General features: G+C 44.9%; 22 protein-coding genes. 6 read left to right on the plus strand and 16 right to left on the minus strand.

The genetic code is table 11. The features are described from left to right. Nucleotides 1-124 precede the first annotated feature (124 nt). Nucleotides 125-886, minus strand: coding sequence for an alpha/beta fold hydrolase (locus tag FS628_RS00005; RefSeq protein WP_145317252.1), 762 nt, complete (start codon nucleotides 884-886; stop codon nucleotides 125-127). 138 nt (nucleotides 887-1024) lie between these two features. Between FS628_RS00005 and FS628_RS00010 the strand changes: the two genes are divergently transcribed. From FS628_RS00010 to FS628_RS00020, 3 genes are all read left to right on the plus strand, one after another. Next, complete coding sequence (locus FS628_RS00010) at nucleotides 1025-1636, plus strand: TetR/AcrR family transcriptional regulator (RefSeq protein WP_145317255.1); 612 nt, start codon at nucleotides 1025-1027, stop codon at nucleotides 1634-1636. A 27-nt stretch (nucleotides 1637-1663) separates the two neighbouring features. After that, nucleotides 1664-2545 carry an AraC family transcriptional regulator gene (locus FS628_RS00015; RefSeq protein ID WP_145317258.1) on the plus strand — a complete coding sequence of 294 codons (882 nt, stop codon included), beginning with the start codon at nucleotides 1664-1666 and terminating at the stop codon, nucleotides 2543-2545. Between the two features lie 108 nt (nucleotides 2546-2653). After that, nucleotides 2654-3934 (plus strand): glycoside hydrolase family 27 protein, encoded by a 1281-nt coding sequence (locus FS628_RS00020; protein ID WP_145317261.1) that lies wholly within the window; start codon nucleotides 2654-2656, stop codon nucleotides 3932-3934. A gap of 96 nt (nucleotides 3935-4030) precedes the next feature. Here FS628_RS00020 and FS628_RS00025 read toward each other — a convergent pair whose 3' ends face one another. Beyond that, nucleotides 4031-5068 (minus strand): NAD(P)-dependent alcohol dehydrogenase, encoded by a 1038-nt coding sequence (locus FS628_RS00025; protein WP_260870881.1) that lies wholly within the window; start codon nucleotides 5066-5068, stop codon nucleotides 4031-4033. Nucleotides 5069-5156: 88 nt separating this feature from the next. Beyond that, on the minus strand, nucleotides 5157-5519 hold the full coding sequence (locus tag FS628_RS00030) for a hypothetical protein (protein WP_145317264.1): 363 nt from the start codon (nucleotides 5517-5519) through the stop codon (nucleotides 5157-5159). A gap of 221 nt (nucleotides 5520-5740) precedes the next feature. Here FS628_RS00030 and FS628_RS00035 point away from each other — a divergent pair, with 221 nt between their 5' ends. Further along, entirely contained in the window at nucleotides 5741-6559 is an 819-nt protein-coding gene (locus FS628_RS00035; RefSeq protein ID WP_145317267.1) for a MerR family transcriptional regulator, read from the plus strand. A gap of 68 nt (nucleotides 6560-6627) precedes the next feature. Here the strand turns inward: FS628_RS00035 and FS628_RS00040 are convergent, their stop codons facing one another. From FS628_RS00040 to FS628_RS00050, 3 genes are all read right to left on the minus strand, one after another. Continuing rightward, nucleotides 6628-7356, minus strand: coding sequence for an amino acid ABC transporter ATP-binding protein (locus FS628_RS00040; RefSeq protein WP_145317270.1), 729 nt, complete (start codon nucleotides 7354-7356; stop codon nucleotides 6628-6630). Next, nucleotides 7349-8797, minus strand: a complete 1449-nt coding sequence (locus FS628_RS00045) for an amino acid ABC transporter substrate-binding protein/permease (RefSeq protein ID WP_145317273.1) — start codon at nucleotides 8795-8797, stop codon at nucleotides 7349-7351. Before FS628_RS00045 ends, FS628_RS00040 begins: the two co-directional genes overlap by 8 nt. Before the next feature lie 346 nt (nucleotides 8798-9143). After that, nucleotides 9144-11249, minus strand: a complete 2106-nt coding sequence (locus FS628_RS00050; RefSeq protein ID WP_186327677.1) for a serine hydrolase domain-containing protein — start codon at nucleotides 11247-11249, stop codon at nucleotides 9144-9146. 271 nt (nucleotides 11250-11520) lie between these two features. Here FS628_RS00050 and pdxR point away from each other — a divergent pair, with 271 nt between their 5' ends. Beyond that, nucleotides 11521-12951 carry a MocR-like pyridoxine biosynthesis transcription factor PdxR gene (gene pdxR / locus FS628_RS00055; RefSeq protein WP_145317279.1) on the plus strand — a complete coding sequence of 477 codons (1431 nt, stop codon included), beginning with the start codon at nucleotides 11521-11523 and terminating at the stop codon, nucleotides 12949-12951. Nucleotides 12952-12996: 45 nt separating this feature from the next. Next, nucleotides 12997-13617 carry an NAD(P)-dependent oxidoreductase gene (locus FS628_RS00060; protein ID WP_145317281.1) on the plus strand — a complete coding sequence of 207 codons (621 nt, stop codon included), beginning with the start codon at nucleotides 12997-12999 and terminating at the stop codon, nucleotides 13615-13617. A 117-nt stretch (nucleotides 13618-13734) separates the two neighbouring features. Here FS628_RS00060 and glyA read toward each other — a convergent pair whose 3' ends face one another. From glyA to FS628_RS00110, 10 genes are all read right to left on the minus strand, one after another. Continuing rightward, nucleotides 13735-14979, minus strand: coding sequence for a serine hydroxymethyltransferase (gene glyA, locus FS628_RS00065; RefSeq protein WP_145317284.1), 1245 nt, complete (start codon nucleotides 14977-14979; stop codon nucleotides 13735-13737). A gap of 28 nt (nucleotides 14980-15007) precedes the next feature. After that, on the minus strand, nucleotides 15008-16210 hold the full coding sequence (locus FS628_RS00070; protein ID WP_145317288.1) for a benzoate/H(+) symporter BenE family transporter: 1203 nt from the start codon (nucleotides 16208-16210) through the stop codon (nucleotides 15008-15010). 19 nt (nucleotides 16211-16229) lie between these two features. Further along, a complete protein-coding gene (locus FS628_RS00075; RefSeq protein WP_145317291.1) occupies nucleotides 16230-16973 on the minus strand; it encodes a YggS family pyridoxal phosphate-dependent enzyme in 744 nt (247 codons plus the stop codon). Between the two features lie 237 nt (nucleotides 16974-17210). Then, nucleotides 17211-18143 (minus strand): ribose ABC transporter substrate-binding protein RbsB, encoded by a 933-nt coding sequence (rbsB, locus tag FS628_RS00080; RefSeq protein WP_145317294.1) that lies wholly within the window; start codon nucleotides 18141-18143, stop codon nucleotides 17211-17213. 14 nt (nucleotides 18144-18157) lie between these two features. Then, entirely contained in the window at nucleotides 18158-19120 is a 963-nt protein-coding gene (locus FS628_RS00085; RefSeq protein WP_440131255.1) for an ABC transporter permease subunit, read from the minus strand. 10 nt (nucleotides 19121-19130) lie between these two features. Then, nucleotides 19131-20612, minus strand: coding sequence for a sugar ABC transporter ATP-binding protein (locus FS628_RS00090; RefSeq protein WP_145317300.1), 1482 nt, complete (start codon nucleotides 20610-20612; stop codon nucleotides 19131-19133). A gap of 14 nt (nucleotides 20613-20626) precedes the next feature. After that, complete coding sequence (gene rbsD, locus FS628_RS00095) at nucleotides 20627-21028, minus strand: D-ribose pyranase (protein WP_145317303.1); 402 nt, start codon at nucleotides 21026-21028, stop codon at nucleotides 20627-20629. Then, nucleotides 21028-21906 (minus strand): ribokinase, encoded by an 879-nt coding sequence (rbsK, locus tag FS628_RS00100; RefSeq protein WP_145317306.1) that lies wholly within the window; start codon nucleotides 21904-21906, stop codon nucleotides 21028-21030. Before rbsK ends, rbsD begins: the two co-directional genes overlap by 1 nt. Further along, a complete protein-coding gene (locus FS628_RS00105) occupies nucleotides 21899-22888 on the minus strand; it encodes a LacI family DNA-binding transcriptional regulator (protein WP_145317309.1) in 990 nt (329 codons plus the stop codon). Before FS628_RS00105 ends, rbsK begins: the two co-directional genes overlap by 8 nt. Before the next feature lie 247 nt (nucleotides 22889-23135). Next, entirely contained in the window at nucleotides 23136-23570 is a 435-nt protein-coding gene (locus tag FS628_RS00110; RefSeq protein ID WP_145317311.1) for a nuclear transport factor 2 family protein, read from the minus strand. Nucleotides 23571-23715 lie beyond the last annotated feature (145 nt).

Below are 23715 nucleotides of genomic sequence, written 5' to 3' on the forward strand. Positions count from 1 at the left end.
CAAGATTAAGTCCATCTTAACAGATGTCTTTTTTCTCTTGTCTACTAAAAGGGGATAATACCATTTTAGCGACTTTATTTCCGATGATAACCGTCATAGTCGATTATAAGATCGTTCCAATACATTAATTCAGTGTATCTATCCATTTCTCCAATGCTACGACAACCTCTTCCAACTGCTTTTCTTCCGTAATGGCAGGTTGATTATCTCCTTTTTGCATGCCGTATGAGCCAAATTGACCGTGATTCCCACCCTCAATACTCACATATGTCGTATCTTCCGGCAGATTTGCTTTGGAGTTCTCCCAGTCTTCCCTGTTAAGCACTCCGTCATCCGAGCCTGTAATCTGTAAGATAGACAAGTCTGTATTCTTCAAGCTACCGCCTTCATCAGCATAGGATGCCAGGAAAAAGACGCCTTTCAACTTCTCCGTGTGCTCGGCAGCATACCGTGATGCAAATGATCCTCCCAGTGAATGTCCGCCAATAACAAATGATTCATCAGGATGTTCCTCGATAAAAGAATCAGCCTTATTCTGACCGAAAATGGCCAAGTTTATTGGCATCTTCGCGATGTATACGCGATGACCCTCTTCTGCCAGTTCTCTGGCAAATGGAGAATAGCTTTCAGGTTCGACTAGGCCGCCGGGATAGAAAATAATATTTGGCTTTGTTACCTCTGTACCCACGGGTTCAAACCGGTAACCGTCCTTAATCTCCGTGACATTAACCTGACCATCACTTGTAAACGCTGCTTCCGCTCGCTCAGACGGACTATACGTGACCGATTGAAGATATACGAAAACTCCGGCCACGATGATAACGATGGCCAAAATTGTCCACATGATTATCTTTTTCCATTTGTTTGTACGTTGTGCTGTTTTCAACTCTAAAACCACCTTGTCATGAGGATAATGTTTAGTTCTTTTCAACTCTCAATAATTATACTTACCGGTAAGTATAATTACAAGATGATTTTGCTTACTATCGTTATTTGTCATAAAATATTCATGGAGGGAAGTCCAATGACAGAAAAATCAACGAAACGTTTACCTGGAAGACCCAAACATGCTGAAGAAGATATCTCTATTCAACAAACCATCATTCAAACGGCTTCCAAGCTATTCATGGAATATGGCTACGAAACGGTTACACTTCAGCAAATTGGAAAAAGTTGTAGCGTATCAAAACCGACCATCTATTATCATTTCACCAGCAAACCCGAGCTATTCAAAGTTGCTTTTACAACCATGTTACAGAATGTCAGCCGTTTAACCTCGCATATGCTTGATCAAGCTGAAGATCTGGAATCAGGACTTGTATGTTTGGCCGAAGCCAGATTGGGAAATCCGCATGCGGAGATTGAAACTATGCTTAGAGAGGCTGAGCCTTTTCTTGACCCCGCTCAGATTCAGGACATACGTGCAGCGGAGCATGGTATTCACGAAGTGTTAGCCACCCATTTCCAGCGGGCAATGGATCAAAATGGACTGCAGACGGATGATCCGTATTTCTTGGCCGAAACATTCTCCACCATGATGCTCATGGGGAATCGGGAAGATAACCACCACAAATATGGTTCCAATCTTTCATTAGGAAAAAAACTAGTAGACCTCTTCCTTCGTGGAGCGCAGTAAAAATTCAGGGCAACAAGGAGAATGGATATGACTATTCCCAGAGGAACCTATGGTTTTCGGTTCGCTGAAGACAAGGAGCTCCAACTATGTTCACTATTTGCGGCCGGATCTGATTCTATAACCGACCCTTCTTATCTCTGGGATGGACTCGAACGTACGGATGGGCCTCTCCTGTTGTTCCAGTATACGATCTCAGGTGAAGGTGTATTTGAGTCAAATCAATACATCCACCATGTCACTGCAGGACAAGCTTTTTTGGCCGAAATCCCAGGTCCACATCGCTATTACTATCATTCAGAATCGAAAGAGCCTTGGGAGTTTCTCTTCCTGTTGTTCCGGCCCACACTTGTCCTGCCCCATTGGCGAAAATTCCTTCGCGAAGTTGGAGAAACCCCCTATCTCCCCGCTGACAGTACACCAATCCGGTTGTTGCGAATGATCGTGACCGATGCGGCGGCAGGCAGAATCACCGATCCTCTAATTGCATCATCCAGTGTGTATCAGTTCATGACAGAACTGGTTAGATTGCAGAAAACAACGCTGAGCAACAGAGAAAACTGGTCGGGTAACATACAACGGGCCGTTGAATACATAGAAAACAACTACTCTAAGATGATCAGTATGGATCATCTTGCGGAACATGTGTGCCTTTCCAAATATCACTTCATACGTCGCTTCTCTTCCAGTACAGGTCTGACCCCGGGCGCTTATCTGACCCGCGTGCGCACTGAGAAAGCAATGGAATTGCTGCGTGGAACTGCTCTTAGCATTGAAGTCATTGCCGAACAAGTCGGGTATTCCAGTGGAAGTTATTTTATCAAAGCCTTTCGTAGCATAACTGGCTTTACGCCAGGTGAATTCCGCAGTGGTGGCGAAAGCCTCGTGTATCGTAAATTGTTCTTTGACTAACCGCAATATTATGCTATTCCACATGTAAGATTACTGTAGATATTAATAAAATCCTTTATTAAGATGAATTTAGCGAGAGCAATAATTAATCAGTAGAGGAGTATTCCCATGAATCATACGCTTGCAGCATCAACTCCACCGCTTGGCTGGAATAGCTGGGATTGCTATGGCGCGGCCGTTACAGAGGATGAAATTCGTGGCAACGCCGAGTACATGGCAGAACATCTTAAAGACTTCGGCTGGAGTTACATTACGGTTGATATTCAATGGTACGAGCCTTATGCCAATTCTTCTCAATACCGTCCGTTCGTTCCATTAATAATGGATGAATATTCACGGCTTATGCCTGCCGAGAACCGCTTTCCTTCTGCTGCGAAAGGACAGGGATTTAAGCCATTAGCCGACTACGTTCATAGTCTTGGGCTGCAATTTGGCATTCACATCATGCGCGGTATTCCACGTCAAGCTGCACATGCCGGGACTCCGATCCTGGGCACAACCGCCACTGCACGCGATATTGCTCATCCGAACTCCATCTGTCCGTGGAACACAGATATGTATGGTGTCGATAGCTCGAAAGAAGGAGCACAGGCCTATTATGATTCGCTCTTTGAACTGTATGCACAATGGGGCGTTGACTTGGTGAAGGTAGACGATATTGCGGCTTCCAGGCTCTACGACACCCATCAGCCCGAGATCGAAATGATATCCAAAGCAATTGACCGCTCCGGTCGGCCTATGGTCCTGAGTCTATCTCCTGGGCCTGCTCCTGTGGAATACTCGGAATTCTTAGCTGAACATGCGAATATGTGGCGTGTTACGGATGACTTCTGGGATCTTTGGCCGCTGTTATTGGATATGTTCGACCGCTGCCGGACATGGCAAGGTGTTCCCCAAGCGGGCTGCTGGCCAGACTGTGATATGCTGCCTTTAGGTCATATCGGTATCCGTTCTGTAGACGGAGGTGGTGCAGACCGCTGGACTCGGTTCACATCTGACGAGCAATTGACGATGATGTCGCTGTGGAGCATCTTCCGTTCCCCGCTTATCTTCGGTGGTGAACTTCGAGATAACGATGATTGGACACTGTCGCTGTTAACCAACCGAGAGGTTCTTCGAATGCATCGTGAGAGCTATGGAGCCAGAGAAGCCTTACGTCAGGAAGAACTTATCGTATGGACAGCTCAACATGGTGATGGCTCGTCCTACGTCGCTGTATTCAATACAGGCGAGAAACCTCTGCCCGTGGATCTCAATATAGAGGAAATCAGCCTCTCGGGTATTACCGAAGGTACCGAATTATGGAGCGGAGAAGCAGCTGGTTTCACAGAGAACTCCTTAGTTACTACTGTACCGGCACATGGTGTACGCCTCTATCGGTTTACCTAGGCTTAAAAAGAAAAAGAGAGATCTGTCATTAATTAGACAGATCTCTTTTTCATTTCAGTTTTATCGTTAAGATCGGTTACAAAAGATATCTTTCTATCATTTAAACGTCCCTTTTTTGATGGAAACGATGACTTTTCCTTTCACACGACCTTCTCCAAGATCTTGAATGGCCTGAGCTCCTTCACTTAATAAGTACTCCCGATCAACAATTGGTAAGACTTGACCTGATTCAACAAGTTCTTTCCATACCTCTTGATCCTCATGATTCGGTTTATGAACGAGAAGTTTTATTTGCTTATGCTCAAGCCGCGCAATAATCGGTGCCCACAGCAAATTGAGAATAATGCGCCGCATTGGACCTCCGACCATCACATATATGCCTCCGCTGACTAATGCACGCTTCAAAGCAAAAGCCGAATGCTTACCGATGACATCCAGAATCAGGTCGTATTGTACTCCCCTTGCAGTAAAATCCACTTTCCTATAATCCAACACATGGTCAGCTCCAACAGCGATTAACATACTCAGCTTGTCAGCGCTATCAACGCCAGTCACTTCTGCCCCAAGCAATTTGGCATATTGGATGGCAAATGTTCCGACTCCGCCACCGGCGCCATTAATCAGAACACGTTGCCCCTTTTGCAGATCTCCCCGATCACGCAGGCCTTGCAGTGCCAGAACGGCTGCCTGAGGGATGGCTGCTGCCTGCGCATAGTTGATACCCGCAGGTTTTGATGTCAAGGCACTTTCCGTAGCACATACATATTCAGCGAATCCGCCCCAGTTGCAACCGGAAAGATCTCCGAACACCTCGTCTCCTGGTTTGAATCGTGTGGCAGCAGCTCCAACGGCAATTACCCGACCCGCTACATCTGCCCCAAGAATTCGATAACGAGGCTTCCGGACCGCGCCGATGCGGGTTACGAATGGTTTACCGCGAAGGAGATCCCAATCCCAGGAGTTTACCGAGGTTGCATGGACCTCAATTAATACTTCATGATCCTTGGGCACAGGGATGGCGACTTTTTCTAATCGAAGGACTTCTGGCGTTCCGTAGGTATCATATACCAACGCATTCATGGCGTGATTACTTTGTTCGCCGGGCAATCCAGCATCATTCGTTTTTTCTCCCATGATCATTCTCCATTCGATAGACGTATGTGTATCCATGGTCATTTACCCAGTGTTCCCGTCAAAGTAGGCAGAATGCAGTAATGATTAATTAATTTTCCATATCATCCATGGCTTGAACAGCCAGATGAAATGCTTTAATTCTTCTTTCCAGAAGAGTCTTTTGAGGGCTACCTTCTTTGGATTTAGCATACATGCTCTCAAGAGATGGGAACAATCCAATCAAAACGAGGCGAGCCCCTGCTATATCTTCTTCGGTGTACGGATGAGATTTTCGGTTCCAGACAAATTCCAACATGGCTAAGCCGATGTATAAAGCTTTGAGGCGTTTCTGCACTAGAGTCGTGTTATTACCTTTCTGAGTCATATTCGCTAAGGCATTTTCTGATTTGCGGATTGTTGATTCAAAGGCTTGGATGGATTGTAATTGTTCTTCATATGACACGTTTTCCATGGAGTACTGACCTCTCTTTTTCTCCTGAACGATTCCCGTTGAATACTTGTATTCATTTCACATATTGAATATGATCTTACGCCACTTAGAGAGATTGAGCAATTAGAACAACAATCCACTATTCAGAGCCAGTTAGCTATGATCGTTCCTCTTCGGTTGTTAAACTCAAGGTACTTCGTTACAATAAAGTATGGTGTAACACCATACTCAAGGAGGGTTTTATGAATTATTCTCTAACACATCTGTCGTCAGGACAATTTGCTAAATTGATGGGTATCAGCAAAGACACTCTGTTTCACTATGATCGTTTGGGTATTCTTTCTCCTGAGATCAAAGCTGATAATGGATACAGATACTACTCAATGAATCAGATGGATGTCTTTAAAGTAATCACCATTCTAAAAGAATTGGATATGCCTTTGAAGGAAATCAAGGATTATCTGGATCAAAGATCCCCAGAGAAACTAATCACTTTGCTTGAGGATGAAGAGGCTCTGCTCGAAGTGAAAATTAATAAACTGATTAAAATGAAAAAACTAATCTCAGAGAAAAAAGAAATCACTGCTTCTGCGTTGAAAATCAATCCAGCCTTCATTGGGTTGGAAGACATGTCGGCGGAAGCCCTGGTTATTACCGCGGCCGACCCTTACACCAATGACGAGAGCTTCTATGAATCAATGCTTAAGCATGACAAATATTTAGAGAGTCATCATCTGGATACATCTCATACGGTAGGCTGGATGCGAGATACCAAAGCGGTATTAGCCAATGAAGCATTTAATTACGATTATCTGTATACCCGAATCAGTAGCGATTCAACGCATGCCAATTTCAAAAAGGAGAACGGTACTTACTTAATTGCCTATCATACGGATGGGTATTCCAGTGTAGAGACAACCTATGATCGAATGCTACAACACAGTGAACGTGAGGGTTTAAACCTTATTGGATATTTTTATGAGGATGTTTTGCTAGATGATCTTTCAGTGAGAGGTTATGAGCAATATACGATTAAAATTTCTGTTCGCATTTCAAAATAAGGAGTAAACCATAAAACAAAAAAAGCCGCTTTAATAGCGACTTTCAATGTTATACCTGTATATCAGTGCTAGAGTACTTTTTCTAAAAAGCTGATCGTCCGCTCATTCTTCGGATTCCCAAATATCTCTGCAGGAGTACCCTGCTCGACAATATAACCACCATCCATGAAGATCACGCGATCAGCTACCTCACGGGCAAAACCCATCTCATGGGTAACGATCATCATCGTCATGCCTTCGCTCGCGAGGTCCTTCATAACACCAAGAACTTCTCCTACCATTTCAGGGTCCAGCGCTGAAGTCGGTTCATCAAATAACATGACATCCGGATTCATAGCAAGTGCACGAGCAATAGCTACACGTTGTTTTTGTCCACCTGACAGTTGCGTTGGATAGCTGTCTGCTTTGTCAGACAGACCCACACGGTCAAGTAATTGGAGTGCTGTATCACGCGCCTGCTGTGCATTTAATATCCCAAGTTCTCTCGGTGCAAACATGATGTTTTTAAGTACACTGAAATGAGGGAACAAGTTAAAATGTTGAAATACCATGCCAATATTTTCACGAGCTTTGTTCAAATTGGTTTTAGGGTCATTCAGATCCTGATCATCCACAATCACTCGGCCTGCCGTGATGGCATCTAATTGGTTGATGCAGCGCAAGAAAGTACTTTTCCCTGAACCGGAAGGTCCGATGACACAGACGACTTCTCCTTCGTTGACCGCCACATCAATTCCCTTCAGGACCTGATTCGTGCCGAAACTTTTTTTCAAACCTTCAACTTTTATTTTAGCCACGACGAACCTTCACCTCCAGATAATCAGCAATTTTGGTCAATGTGATGATAACAATCAGGTACATAATCGCAACCGTTAACCAAATGTCAAAAGAGGAGAACGTTCTTGCAATTACGATTTTACCCGATTGTGTCAACTCTACGAGACCAATGACGGATAAGATTGACGTATCCTTCAATGTAATAACCATCTGGTTAATGAAAGAAGGAATCATAACCCGTACCGCCTGCGGAATGACGATCTTGATCATCGCTTTGCGATAAGGAAGACCCAATGAACGGGCAGCTTCCATCTGTCCACGATCAATCGATTGAATCCCGCCTCGGATAATCTCGGTTACGTACGCTCCTGCATTCAGACTAAGTGTCAGAATGGCTGCCAGGAACAATGGCATCGTGAAGCCCATAGCCTGTGGTATCCCGAAATAAATAAAGAATGCCAGGACAATCAACGGAATGCCGCGGAAGATATCCACAAATACGGTGGCAACACCACGAAGGAATTTGTTCTGTCCTACCTTCATAAATCCGAAAATCAGACCGATGATAAACGCGAAGAACAGGGACACAATCGTGTATAAAAGTGTGTTTCCCAGACCTTTAAACAGGGCAGGAAGAGATTTCTGGATTAACTCCCAGCGACCTTGATTAGCAACAGTCGGAGCGTTCTCACCAAGATATGTCTCGGTAATGCGCTTATACTCACCGTTAGCTTTGATATTGGCGAGACCTGTATTAAACATCTCCAGAAGCTCTTGGTTTTTCCCCTTGCTTACTGCAAAACCGTAAGGAGCGCCATCTTCTTTGTCGGTAACAATTTTCAAACCGTTGTTCTGATTAACCCCATAGGCCAGTACAGGATAATCTTCAAAACAGGCTACGGAATTACCGGTTTTTACATCTTCATACATTTGGTATGACTCATCAAACGGAACGATCGTAAATCCATACTCTGAAGCGATGGACTCTGCAAAACTAAACCCTTCTGTTCCGGTTTTCACGGCTACCTTCTGTCCACGAAGGTCTTCATAACTCTTAATTGTGTCATTGTTGGCACTAACACCCATAACGACACCTGATTCAAAATAAGTATCAGAAAAATCAAATTTTGCTTTTCGCTCATCCGTAATACTCATCCCTGCGATCACACCATCGACTTGATTCGCCTCAAGTGCCTGTACAGCTGCGTTAAATCCCAGGGCTTTGATTTGATACTTGAAATTTTGATCTTTGGCGATTGCATCCAGTAAATCCATGTCGATACCAACAAAATCGCCATTCTCATCTTCATATTCGAATGGAGCAAATGTGACATCAGTTCCGATAACATAGGTTTTACCGGAATCGGACGCTGCAGCAGCGTTCCCTGCCCATCCTGATAGACCGCTCACCAGGAGCAGCATCAGTGAAAGTATAAAAAATGAGATCTTCGTTGTTTTCATGTGTCCTCCCCGTCTCGGTGTTGTCCGAATAATTCATAATTTTCTTTGGTATAGGTATTACTGCCCTGCTTTTAATCGATCTTTTGCACATTTGATTGTTATTATTTACTGTATTTTAACAATCAATGCTCTGCCTTTCCACTTGCAACATTTTCCTCCGCAAAATTTTTCCCTACCAGTAAATGCCCTCTTATACTTACCCTTAAGGTGAGCTTTACGAAACCCAATATTACATCGTAAATCAGAAAAAAGGTACATTTACTTTAAAACGTTACTTTTAAAATTTAAGAAATCAAAAAAGCCGCGTTTTCCGCGACTTTTTGAAGTACAGTTTTTTTATTTTCTATTAATTCGCTTTACTTGTCAATACAATCTCAAACTCCGAACCAGCTTCACCCGCAAACACAATGGTTCCGTTCTCAGGCAATACAATTTCGTTTTGTCCACTGACCACTGTATGATTCATGCCTACGCCCGCTTCGTCGTATACAGCAAATGCGCTGTTTGAAGACATCTTGACCGTCATTTCTTTACCTGCAACGGATGCCGGAATCGAGAACCATGTGGCATGACCATTCGCTTGAATCGTTGTCTTCGACTGTCTTCCTGTATAGATCGGTTTTACAATTTCCTGAGCAGCATAGACATTGCCTCCAGCTGTAACGTATTCTACACCATTTTCCTGATAGAAATTGAACTCCATCGTGTCACGGCCCGCCAATCCAGGAATTTGTAATTGATTCAAGGCTTGGTTCGCTCCAATGATTTTATTCGTGTAGACATAACCCGGCAGTTCGTTGAAGCTATGAATCGGAATCATCGGCATAGCTGTGTTATACAATGTTGATGTGAACTTTTCGTTGACCAACACATAGGCTTTGCCTTCCCGCTTCTGCCATGCGGCTTTCACATCTTCAGCCAATTCGTTAGTTTCAAGTTTTTCTGCCTTGTATTCCGAGGAAGCGATCTGCCCAAGACCCGGCACGGACTGATACGAGCGAGACCACAAATATGTGTTTCCATTGACTTCCTGAACGAATTTCAACTTTTCCGTACCTGTGTTATTAACAAAAGAATCATCAGCGACATACGTGTATGTCTGATCAGGACTGTTAGGAGACGACAGATTAGATAGCGTTAAGTGCCCATCATCTTTTACGTCCATCTTCATTAACATGTTAGCACCACCGCCATACGTACCTGTATGCTGTGTAAGTTCCTTCGGCATGGTTACTTTTACTGGCGAGCCATGTGACTTCTCCGGCTTACGCTCCGGAATGATATTCTTCTCCTCGAGCGCACCAAGCAACAGTTCGGTTGCCAGCAATTGATCCGTTGAGCTGTGACCTCCCGAAGAAGTTACGGCAGCAGCCATATTATATTCAGGAAGCACAATCAATGAGGAATGATAGGTTATCGTATTGCCGCCTTTGCTTACTGCCTGGATGCCATAATCATTAAAAGGAAACAAGTTTACGCTATCCCAGCCCAAGCCATAGCCAACGGACGAATCGCCATCTTCCGGCCACATACCTCTCTTGTATTCTTCTTGCTCCATAGCCTCTACAGATTCCTGTGAAAGAACACTTTCAACCTCACCTGTGAAGATTTTCGAGAATTGAACCAGGTCTTCAGCGGTGGAATAGAGGCCACCGGAAGCTATCATGTTTGTAGTCTCTAAGGGAAGCTGCTCCGCATGCGACGGGGAATATGTTGCTGCCATCTGGCTAAGATTCACATCGTCCTGCGGTGTTTTGGTATGGTCCATACCAAGAGGTTCCGTTATGTACCGGTGTATGAAAGTGGTAAAACTCATGCCGCTGACCCGCTCAACCAGAATCTCAGCTAAGGTAAAACCATCATTGCTATACACCGAGTATGCACCAGGATCTGCCTTCAGATGTTGCGTCGCCAATTGTTCAAGTAACGTATCATGTGCGTAGGTATCATTGTCCCCGAACAGTATTGCACTATTACTCGACGTTCCAAGAAGCCCGGATGAATGATTCAGCAGCATGCGTGGTGTGATCTGTTGGTAACGCTTATCTTTCATCTTAAAATCCGGGATATAGCTCACTACAGGCTCATCGAGATCGATCTCGCCTTGGTCAACTAGCTTCATTACGGCAGTTGCGAGCACCATTTTGCTGGTTGAACCTATGCCATACATGGTATCTGAAGAAAGCGGGATGTTGTTTTTCAGATCATTTTTGCCTGCCTGACCGGTGATCACAATCTCGCCCTCATCCATCAGTGCGTACTGCACACTTGTCGTAGCGTATGATTCAGTGAGTACCTTGGCCTTTGCACTTACTGCCTTTTTAGTTAGATCATACGTAGGGCTACTACCGTTACTGGTAGCGGGTGTGGCCATGGCCGACATTGGCGACATCATTGCAAACACCAAGGTTATGGCGGCGATAGACGTTCGTTTCTTTCCTGTCAATCTCATCTTCTCCTGTCTAGTCTATGGATTAGGAATCTCTGTGTTAGTACTCCCGTAGTGTAACCGAAGAAGATGAACTATCTGTTGCTTCAATATGAACCGAGTATGAACCAACCCAAGCAGGTGCGTTACACGGGAAATATCAATCCAGTCTTTACTTCGCTTTGTTGCCAATTCAACTTCTGCCATGATAGTATTCAGTGGAGTGCCAGAAGCATCCATAACTACATAAGAACATGCAATCCATAATCTCAGCATCACCACAGGAGTTGAATCCATGCTAAAAGTCAATCGCAATGACCATCGCCCGATCTGGCAGCAACTTCTTGACCAAGCTATTCAACATATTACAACCGGAAAATGGCCGCCGGGCGAATTGCTACTTCCATCACGGGAACTCGCGCAATTAATTGGCGTTTCACGATCAACCATACAAATTGTCTACGAGGAACTATTCAGCAGAGGGTATACGGTAACCTCCCGTCGGGCCGGGACAAGGGTTAGTGATTGGACATATGCGCCTCGTTCATCGGAGGATGTCGCGATCCAGGGACCTACCCCTCCCGAGCTGCCTATACTAAACGATTCGATTGGTCATCTGCACAGTTGGTTCGGCAATAGAGATAACCGAAAAGTAGACATTGATTTTACTCCCCACGAGCCTTATCTAGATGAAAATTTCACGAAATCCTGGAGGCAATCGTTTATACAAGCTTCCACTGAACCCAATCTGGATATTTGGGCTTACGGCGATGCCAGAGGGTTACTGGCGTTAAGAGAACAGATTCAGCGTTATTTGTCACTTGAACGAGGCATTCATATCGATGTTGATCAAATCTTGTTAACCTCAGGTGCACAACATAGCATTGATTTAATTGCCCAGGCACTTTTAAGTGAGGGAGACAGAGTATCCGTAGAAGATCCCGGCTTCCCTGCCGCTTGGATGGCGATGAAATACCGCCGGATGCAAGTCGATCCCGTTCCAGTCGATGAGTATGGATTATGTGTAGATCATATTCACCCACAGACAAAACTCGTATTTGTCACACCTTCTCATCAATGCGCCGTTGGTGTTATTATGTCGGAGCCACGCAGGCAACAATTGATGCACTTGGCAGCTCATCATCGATATTGGATTGTTGAGGATGACTACGATAGCGAATTTAGGTACCGTGGAGATCCACTTCCAACTATATTTAGTCAGCAACCTCAAAATACGCTTTATATGATGAGTTTTTCCAAAATGGTTGCACCAGGCATTCGACTATCCGCTATCATCGGCCCCAAAATAGCCATCGATCGCCTTACCCAAGTTCATGAATTAACCTATCGTCATCTGCCGATTATGGAACAATTAACGCTAACTCATTTTATTGAGCGTGGTCATTTTATGCGCCATATGAGAAGAGTTCGGAACATATATCGACGCAGACACGAAGTCATGACCAAAGCCATTGTTGCTTCTGGGCTAGGCTCACGATTTACATTAAGTGGTGTGGAAACGGGATTGCATATGCTTCTTGAATCTGAAACGTCGTTTGACGAAGAAGTGATGACCAATGCTGCCCTTGATCAAGGCGTACGCGTATACCCGCTTAGTAAATATTGCCTGGAAAGTAATCGTAAAGGATGGATATTAGGTTTTGCGAAAGTGGATGAGGATAGAATTGAGGAAGGTATACATCGCCTTGCACAGACTCTATTATAATGAAGGACATTTTTGCCAATCCGGTCTGAAAGGAAGTATTGTATTTTGAAAATTTCCGTGTTAGGTGCCACTGGGAGAGTTGGAAGTCATCTCGTCTCTCATGCATTACGTTCCAATCATCAAGTAACCGCACTGGTTAGAAGCCCGGAGAAGGTACAAATTAGTGATAAAAATTTCATTCTGCATCAAGGGAATGCTTTAGTCAAAGAAGATATTCATCTCGCCATGCATGGGGCTGATCTCGTTGTTAGTGCCTTGGGCACCGATGGAACGACTACATTATCGCAATCCATGAGACTGATTGTTGAAGCTATGGCTCAGGAGCGCATTAAAAGAATTATTACGATTGGTACGGCTGGAATATTGGAAAGTCGAACTGAGCCTGGGTTGCTTCGTTTTCAATCCTCCGAATCCAAACGTAAGTCAACGCGAGCAGCAATGGAGCATCTCGAGGTGTACAACATTCTCAAGCATTCTGAGCTAGAATGGACCATTGTGTGCCCTACCTACTTGTATGACGGAGAATCGCTCGGTAAGTACCGAGTTGAGCGCGACTACTTGCCTGATGGCGGAACTTCTATATCCGTCATGGATACTGCGGAGTTTGCTTATCAGCAAATAACGTGTGGGGAGTATGTGCAGTCACGTGTAGGTATAGCCTACTAACTTACGGTATAACTCTTCTGTTCATAAAAGTAAGTTTCAACATAGCAAGCAAAATAAGAGCCTGCAATTGTTATCCATCAGGAACAATTGCAGGCTCTATATGTGTCTGCTGTTGAACTATTTAAAACCTTCATAAAGCGGGAATTGCGAAGTAATTTCGCGGACACTGCCTAATATCTGTTTTTTTACATCCGAGTTCTTTGGATTTTTAAAAGCAAGCCCTATAAGCTGAGCAATTTCTTTCATTTCCCTGGCTCCAAGTCCTCTTGACGTCATAGCCGGAGTTCCAAAACGAATACCGCTCGTGACCAAAGGACTTACCGTATCGTGAGGGATTGCATTTTTATTCGCTGTAATCCCCACCTCATCAAGTAAAGCTTCGGCTTCTTTGCCTGTAAGGCCCATAGTTCGTAAGTCAACCAACACGATATGATTATCTGTCCCACCCGATACAAGGGTGAGTCCTTCATTCATTAAAGTTTCTGCCAATACGTTGGCGTTATTCAGAACACCTTCAATATATGTTGTGAAATCGGATTGCAATGCCTCACCTAACGCCACCGCCTTCCCTGCTATGACATGCATGAAAGGCCCGCCCTGAGTTCCCGGGAATACAGCTTTGTCGATCGCCTGTGCCCACGACTCCCGGCACAAAATGGCTCCCCCTCGTGGTCCTCGCAAAGTCTTGTGCGTGGTGGTTGAAACAAAATGGGCATGCGGTACCGGATTAGGATGCAAACCTGCTGCAACTATTCCGGCTATATGCGCCATATCTACAAAGAAAAGGGCTCCCACTTCGGCGGCAATTTGGGCGAATAATTCAAACTCAATGGTCCGCGGGTATGCACTTCCACCTGCAACAATCATGCGTGGACGATACTTATAAGCCAGTTTACGTACTTCGTCAAAGTCAATGCGGCCTGTTTGTGCATCAACACCATATGGAACAAAATTATAAAATCTCCCAGAAAAATTAACAAGACTTCCGTGTGTTAGATGACCACCTTGGGATAGATTCATGCCAAGTATTGTGTCACCAATCTCAACCGAGGCAAAATACACAGCCATGTTGGCCTGAGAACCGGAGTGAGGCTGCACATTCGCATGTTCAGCTCCAAAAAGTGCTTTAAGGCGGCGATTCGCTATCTCCTCGATTGTATCTACATGCTCACAACCGCCATAATATCTTCTGCCCGGATACCCCTCCGCATATTTATTGGTCAATACTGAGCCGGTTGCTTCCATCACAGCTTGACTTACAAAATTCTCTGATGCAATCAATTCTATCGTATCCCGCTGTCTACCAAGCTCTTGCTGGATAGTATTTGCCACGACTTTATCTTGCTTCTCCAAATGTTTCATGAACATCTTCCTCTCAACATAACAGTTATCAATTCGATCCAAATTGTCTTTTTGGAAATTTGCTATTCATCAGTAGATGTGCCATCATTCCTGCAAAAAGTCCCCAAAATGCACCACCGACACCAAGCAAGGTCACATTGGCTGCGGTCGCTAGAAATGTTATCAATGCGGTTTCACGTCCTTTAGGGTCCGTTAATGCATTGGCAAGACTGCCACCAATGGTTCCAAGTAAGGCCAATCCCGCTAATGTTGCAATAAAGGTAGCAGGAAGAATCAAAAACAGAGCAGCCAATGTTACGCCAAAAATGCCGACAAAAATATAAAAAATTCCACAAGCAATACCTGCTATATACCGTTTCGTTGAATCTTCATGTGCATCTTTTCCTGTACAAATCGCTGCTGTAATAGCTGCCACATTAAAAGCATGTGATCCGAATGGAGCTGCAAGAAGTGATCCCAAACCTGTTACGGCCAAAATGGGATTGGCACTTGTCTTGAATCCATCATTACGCAAAACAAGCATTCCGGGCATATACTGCCCTGTCAAGGTAATAATGAACAGCGGGAGCGCAACGCCAAGTAAAGCCTTTAAAGAAAATGCTGGAACAACAAATACAGGCGATGCGACCGCCAATTGGATCGTACTGAAGTCTGTTTTCCCCATGCAAATCAAATAAATCAAACCGATTGCCAATATACCAACAATGGCATAACGGGAAGTAAATCTTCTTAGCACGATGTAGGCTGCAAACAGCACAGTAACAAGCAAAGGATCAACCTTCGCCCCTCCAAAGGCCGATATTCCAAACTGTAGCAAAATACCTGCTAACAATCCGGAGGCGATGCCTGGGGGAATCAGTCGAACGAAACGTTCAAACATGCCCGACCAACCCAAAATAATAAAACCAACTGCCGAAATCATGTAAGCACCAATAGCTTCTGGATAAGGGGTTACCGCTAATGCTGAAACAAGAAACGCCACACCCGGTGTAGACCAGGCTGTAATAATCGGTTCCTTGTATCGATAACTGAGCCAGATCCCCGTTACTCCTACCCCAATCGAGATGGACCAAATCCAGGAAGCAGTCATTTCCGGGCTTAAACCAGCCACTTTTGCAGCTTGAAACACAAGAATAAATGTACCTCCGTAATTAACAATTACGGATATTAAAGCGGCGATAACCGGTGAGATCAGATCGCGACCACGTAACGAAGGGGATGCTGTCTTCATATTTAACACTACCTCTCACTTAATCATCGATGCGTGTGTTTTCATTCCAGTAATATTCGTCCGGTAAATAGCGTGGGCCAAATACACTTGTCCCTACACGTATCAATGTAGCTCCTTCTTCAATAGCGACCTGAAAGTCACCGGACATGCCCATCGATAGAATATCCATTTCTACACGCGGGATGTTTTTCTCTTTAATTTGAGTGCGAATACGGTTTAACAAACGAAAGCAATGCCGTGTTTCTTCGTTTGTCGCATTCAGTTTTCCAATGGTCATTAAGCCTTTCACGTTCAACGTTTCGAATTGAGTTAACTGTTCTACAAGCTCAACGGCAGTTTCTGGAGAGGCGCCAAATTTACTTTCTTCGTAGGACGTGTTAATTTGCACAAGAATGTCTAGGGTCTTATTCTCTTTGAGAAGCTGGTTATGTAATGCCTGACCCAGTTTCAGACGATCTACGGAATGGATGAGAGTAACATATTTAACAACGTCCTTTACTTTATTCGTTTGCAGATGTCCGATAAAATGCCATTCCACTTGTTTGCTTTGTTCCATGAGCGGGAATTTGTCTCGGAGTTCTTGAGCTTTGTTCTCTCCGAATAGGACCTCACCTGCTTGAATAGCGATTTGTAATTTCTCTAACGGAACCGTTTTGGTGGCGAGCAACAATGTAATGTCCGTTATGTCACGCCCCGAAGCCTGGCAGGCCAAGGCTATTTGCTGTCTTATCGATTGGAGATTTTCTTCAACTAGATGCTTCATGTCATCTGCCTTCTTTCTATTCCGCACAGGAATGGATAATTGAGATTAGCTCCTCCTTATGTATTGTGAAGACTGTGTAGAACGTCATGCTAGTATATCAACGGATGGATTGGTTATAAATATCCAAAGACTCTATAATTGAGCAATCCAAAACAAATGTAAAAAAGCCGCTAATTTAGCGGCTTGGTTTAGTCCTATGCTCATCTCCACGAGGTGAGAAACATGCTATAAGATGATTTACTCGTTAACATTTTCCTTGGTTACCAGTTTCAATTCAGCGGGGATCGATGGCTCCACCTGCTTACCACTGAGCACATCCAGAGCAGCTTGCAATGCCAATTCGCCAATCAGTACGGGCTGCTGAGCGACCGTAGCCGTCAACTTTCCATCCTGAATGGATTTGATTGCATCGTCATTGCCGTCAAATCCGATGACCGGAATGTCTTTACCCGAGCTTTGGATCGCTTCAATCGCACCAAGTGCCATCTCGTCATTATGAGCAAATACAGCCTGTACGTCAGGATTACCCTGAAGCAGGTTCTCCATGACATTCAATCCTTTGGACCGATCGAAATCAGCAGACTGTTTGGAAACCACATCGAGTTTCTGGTCAGCCACTTCATGGAAGCCTTTACCCCGCTCTCTTGTTGCGGAAGCACCAGGCACACCCTCAAGTTCAATAACTTTTGCTCCTTCACCCAGTTGTTCCACGAAGTATTCTGCTGCCATACGTCCTCCCTTAACATTATCAGACGCCACTAATGCCGCTACTTCGCCTTTATCTGCGGAGCGATCCAGCGTGATTACGGGAATGCCCACACTGTTGGCGGATTGAACCGCTGTAGAGATCGCTGCGGAGTCTGCAGGGTTAATCAGAAGTGCACTAACTCCCTGTTGAATGAGATCATCCACATCATTCGTTTGTTTGGCAGAATCGTTCTGGGCATCAACCACGATGACCTGTACTCCTTGTTTTTTAGCTTCAGCAACTACCCCGTCCTTCAATGATACGAAGAATGGATTATTAAGTGTTGATATCGACAAACCTATTTTCTTCTGTCCGTTACTTTTGGAAGGGTCAGGTTTCGCCCATTCGGGTGGCTCCAGAGAGCATCCAGCCAGAACAATGATCATCAGCATGCTTACGAGTGTTAAAGTCCACTTTTTCATATTCGCTTCTCTCCTTATGCTGTTTTCTTGCGGTCCAACAGGACAGCAATAGCAATTACGACGCCTTTCACAACCATTTGGTAAAAGGAGTTTACTTCGAGCAAGTTCAATCCGTTATTCAATACGCCGATAATCAGAACACCGATCAGTGTACCGACGATACGTCCGCGTCCTCCAGCGAGGCTTGTGCCACCCAATACAACGGCTGCGATGGCATCCAGCTCATAGGATGTGCCTGCTGTTGGTTGTGCTGAGTTCAAACGCGATGTCAGAATTGCACCCGCCAGAGCAGCGAGCATACCTGTCAGGGAGTAAATCATAATTTTCACGCGATTTACTTTGATACCCGAGATAATGGAAGCTTTCTCATTACCGCCAATAGCGTACGTTTTGCGGCCAAAAGCCGTTTTATGCAAAATAATCCACAGTATCATAAAGGTAATCAGCATGGTGATCGCAGGGACCGGAATGCCCAGCAGGTAACCGCGGCCAAACAGTTGGAACAACAGATTATCGCCGAGTCCTGTAATTGGATTACCATTCGTGTACACCAATGTTAATCCCCTGAATATGGTCATGGTAGCGAGTGTAGCGATAAACGGAGCCATTTTGCCTTTGGTAATCATCAGTCCGTTCACCATACCCATGACACCACCGAGTGCTACACCGATAATGATGGACAAGATTGGATCCAGGCCGGACAACATCATATTCGCTACAAAAGCACTGGATAAAGCCAGGATCGAGCCGACCGACAGATCGATTCCGCCCGTCAGGATAACAAACGTCATACCGAAGGCAATCAGTGCATTAATCGAAACTTGCCGTAATAAATTCAAAATATTAAGCGGTTCCAAGAAACTTGGATTCAACACCGATACGATGAGAATAAGAATGATCAAGCCGAGTAGCGGTCCTAATTTTTGTATCACATTTGAGAAACGGAAGCTGCTTTTAGCCGTTTTGTTTTCCTGCATTGTTGTCATATCACTGTCCCCCTGTGGCCAATGTCATAATGTTCTCTTGTGTTGCTTCTTCCCTCGAAACCTCACCACTGATGTGCCCCTCATGTACGACCGCAATTCGGTCACTCATGCCAAGCACTTCAGGCAGCTCTGACGATACCATGATGATGGCGACACCTCGGTCTGTCAGCTCATTCATCAATTCATAGATTTCTCGCTTCGCGCCGACATCCACTCCTCGAGTAGGTTCATCCAGAATTAGTACACTTGGACCGATCCCAACCCATTTGGCGATAACCACCTTCTGCTGGTTGCCTCCGGACAGATTCCTTGCTGCCGTTTCTGAGGATTGTGTTTTGATCTGTAGACGTTTGATCAGTGTATCTACGAATTCTTGTTCTTTTGGAGCAGATATGAAGCCTTTGCTTGAGAAACTGAACAGATTCGTCAACGCCATATTCTCGCGAATCGAGAAATCTAATACCAGGCCCTCATCCTTGCGGTCTTCTGTGATAAACCCAATACCATGTTTCACGGCATCGGCTGGTTTACGGATGTTCGCCTTTTTGCCACGAATGAAGATTTCACCGCTATCCAACGTATCCAAACCGAAGATTGTTCTCATAATCTCTGTCCGTCCAGAACCCATAAGTCCTGAGAAACCGAGTATTTCCCCTGCTCTTACAGTGAAGTTGATATTCTCGAATAACCCTTTGCTGCTTGCATTCCTTACTTCCAGAACGACATCACCATAAGAAGGTTTCCGAACGGGATAACGCTCCGTAAGTTCACGACCTACCATTTTTCGCACCACTTCATCAAAGCTTGTCTGTGGAATGGGCTGGGTGTCTACCGTTCTGCCATCTCGCATAATGGTAATCCGGTCACAGATCGTGAATATCTCCTCCATGCGGTGAGAAATATACACAATGGATACTCCGTTTTTCTTTAGCGAAGTAATTACACCAAACAGCTTCTGTATCTCACGCTCCGTGAGAGCTGCCGTTGGTTCGTCCATAATGATGACCTTGGCATCCGTCATGAGTGCTTTTGCGATTTCGATCATCTGTTGCTGCCCGACGGAACACTCTCCAGCAGGACTTTCGAGCGGAATGTCTACGGAAAGCTTCGCGAACTGTTCTTTGGCGAGCGCTTTCATTTGTCTCGTGTTGAGCAATCCGAAGGATGACGTCAGTTCTTTACCGATGAATAGATTATCCAGCACCGTCATTTCAGGCCATACGTTCAGCTCCTGATGTATAAATGTGATACCCAGCTTCTCTGCTTCCTTCGGACTTACAAAATAGTTTTCTTCACCGTCTATGGTGATGGTTCCCTGATCTCGCTGATGGAGACCAATCAGAATGTTCATCAATGTGGATTTTCCGGCTCCATTCTCCCCCATCAAGGCATGAACCTCACCATCTTTTAGTTCAAAATCCACTCCGCTCAGCACCTGATTGGTGCCAAATGCCTTATGAATGTTTTGCATCTGAATGTGCATCATGCAACCTCCTTTTAACCGAAATGGACTCCCGATTGTAAAATGCAATTGGCATAGGGTGTGGCTTCGCCAGTGCGAATAACCGCCTTCACCTGCCGGGTTAATACTTTAAATTGTTCGTGGTTGATGGAAGCATCGATTGCTTCTCCACCGAATCTCTCCGTAATGAATTGCATGGCTACGGGATTTCCTTCATGAATTTCTTCTGCCACAATGACTTTCTCAATGACCATATCTTCAGCAATCAACTCCACAACTTCGCGGAAACTTGGCGTGCCCAGTTTGAGGGCCAGATCGATTTTGAGCACGCCGTCTGGTACGGGTAGACCCGCATCCGCAATCGCAATCATGTCCGTGTGACCCAGATCAGACAAAATCTTGGAAATGTGACTATTCAGTATGCCATTTTTTTTCATTACAAGCTCACCTCTACTTCATCACGCGTTGGCATGCCGCCCTGTGCTCCGAACTTGGTCACCGACAAAGATGCAGCCCGATTGGCGAAGCGTATACTCTCTTGCAGCGGTTTGCCTTCAGCCAAAGCGACTGCAAATGCGGCGTTGAACGTATCCCCTGCCCCAGTAGTATCGACAGCCTCCACTTTATAAGTTGGGACTAGAATTTCTTCTGTACCATCAAAGTAACGTACACCTTTACTGCCCTCCGTAATGAATAACTTGTTCGGATATTGACGCAATGCCTGTGCCGGACTCATGCTCTGAAACAAAATCTCGGCTTCATGCTCGTTCGGCGTGATATATGCGGCGTTGTCGATCACTTCTTGCGGCAATGTTCTCGCCGGAGCGGGATTAAGCAGCAGCGGTGTTCCGAATTCTGCACACAATGCACTCACATGAATAACCGTTTCCTCCGGAATTTCCTGCTGAATTAATACGATATCTGCATCGCGGATCACTTCAGCTGCTTCATCGACATATGCAGGAGTGACTTCCCGATTCGCCGCTTCAACCACTACGATACTATTATCACCTTCTGCCAGAATGATATGAGCCGTTCCACTTTCTAAATGTGTAACCGGTTTCACATTTTGCGTATTTACAGCATTTGCTCTAAAGTTCTCTAAAATATCTTTGCCAAAGGCATCGTCGCCTACCCGGCCGATCATCGTAACCTCGCCACCCAGTCGTGCAGCAGCAACAGCCTGATTGGCTCCCTTACCGCCAGGGACCGTTTTGAAGCTGTCGCCAAGAACGGTTTCACCCGCCCCCGGCCGTCTTGACGAAGTAACAACCAGATCCATTGAACTGCTTCCTATTACACATATTTTAGCCATCTGATCTCACCTTTCTCGTAGTGCCCCGTTCGATGAAACTTACGGGCAACTGTATGTTTTTGTTCTCTATTGAAGCTTGTTCCACAAGCTGGATAAGTAATCCCGCCGCTTCTCTTCCCATCTCGTATGCTGGCTGATGGATGGTGGACAATGCCGGCGATAACAGGCTGCTCATCGGAATATCATCGAAACCAATCACTTGGACGTCATCAGGAACCTTCCTTCCGATTCGTGATGCCTCGTGCAGTACTGCCATGGCTGCGATGTCATTGCTGGCAATGACCCCGTCTGTGTCAGCATACTTCCTAAATAATTCTTCAGCCCATTTACTTGCCTCGTTAATTGAAAATGAGGTCGTCTGGATTACCCGGTAGTCTAGCCCGGCTTCACGGATGATTTCAATCGATCCTTCAAATCGATCCTGAGCTGGTCTGATCTGTGATGGTCCTTGCATAACCGTAATGCGGCGACTACCGCGGTTGATGATCTCCCTTGCAGCTAGTCTTCCACCTTCCCTGCCATCCGCGTACACGGATGGACGATCCAGTGAAGTTCTGTCCAGAAATACCACGGGAATCTTCAGGTTTTCATATATTGGAGAATGAGGGTAGTTCGTTGAAGAGATTACACCGACCACGTTATTCTGGATAAACGTCTGGATGTAATCCTGCTCCTTCCGTTCATCCTCATCACTATTTCCGAATATTAATCTGTAATCCTGCTCCTGCATTCGATCCTCTACGCCGCGAGCTAACTGCGGAAAGTATGGGTTTGCGATATCCGGGAGCAATAGGCCAATCAGTTTGGACTTGCGCTTATATAATGAGCGGGCCACTTCATTCGGTGAAAAGTTAAGCGCCTTCACAGCATCTTCCACTTTCTTGCGTGTGTCCGCATGAACATAACCTCTATCGTTAATGACCCTTGATACGGTGGCTACAGATACGCCAGCCAGCTGAGCTACGTCTTTTATTGTTGTCATAAGATGCTCTCCTCTATGTGTAACCGGTTACAGACTTAAATTATCATATTCTTTTCAGTTTGACAAGCGTTTTCATTCTGGAAATTTCTCCAAGTCTATTGCCAAATGTACTGAAATACAGGCATATCCAAGCTTTAATGCCTATTAGACGTCTCAAAATTTCATGCTGTCAAACATAGAAAATGACGAGATCGTCAGATAACGCCCTCGTCATTTCTTTAACCATTCATTCTAGAAAATCATTTTCCTACAGTGACCTTACTTCGATGATGATATAGTGCGAGGTACGCTCTTGTATCAACCACTTTCCGTCCTGACGGACATAAACATCATGATATTGAACACTATAATCCGTAAGAACTTCCCTTCCCTCTTCGTCCCTGACCATTTTAATTTGAGAAAATACTACCCCTGTTGCAGTATCACCTTCCACGTTAACGACATGCTGTGCGTTTGTGGTGAAATAGCGTTTCACTGCTGCCACATGACCGTTAAACTCTTCTTCCAGCTGCTTGGTTCCTATTACTTCGGACATCAGTTGATCACCAAAGTATACATTGAATCGTGTATCCCGCGTAAATAAAAGCATTTGATCCGCAACTCTTTTGGCATCGGTTAACGTAGCATATGAGTCTACCAAACCTCTCAAATCGGATTTTGCTTGTAAAATTTCCAGTGACATAAAATTGTCCTCCTTGATGTATATACTAAGCCACAATATTTGTAATCCAACATTTGTTGAATAAGTATGGCTTAATGACTATTATAGGGAGTACAAGCATAACTACAATCGTTAATCTGGCGCTTTTTGTTCGATATCCAACGTT

Origin of the sequence: Paenibacillus xylanexedens, assembly GCF_007676705.1 — a bacterium.
Lineage (GTDB): Bacteria > Bacillota > Bacilli > Paenibacillales > Paenibacillaceae > Paenibacillus > Paenibacillus xylanexedens_C.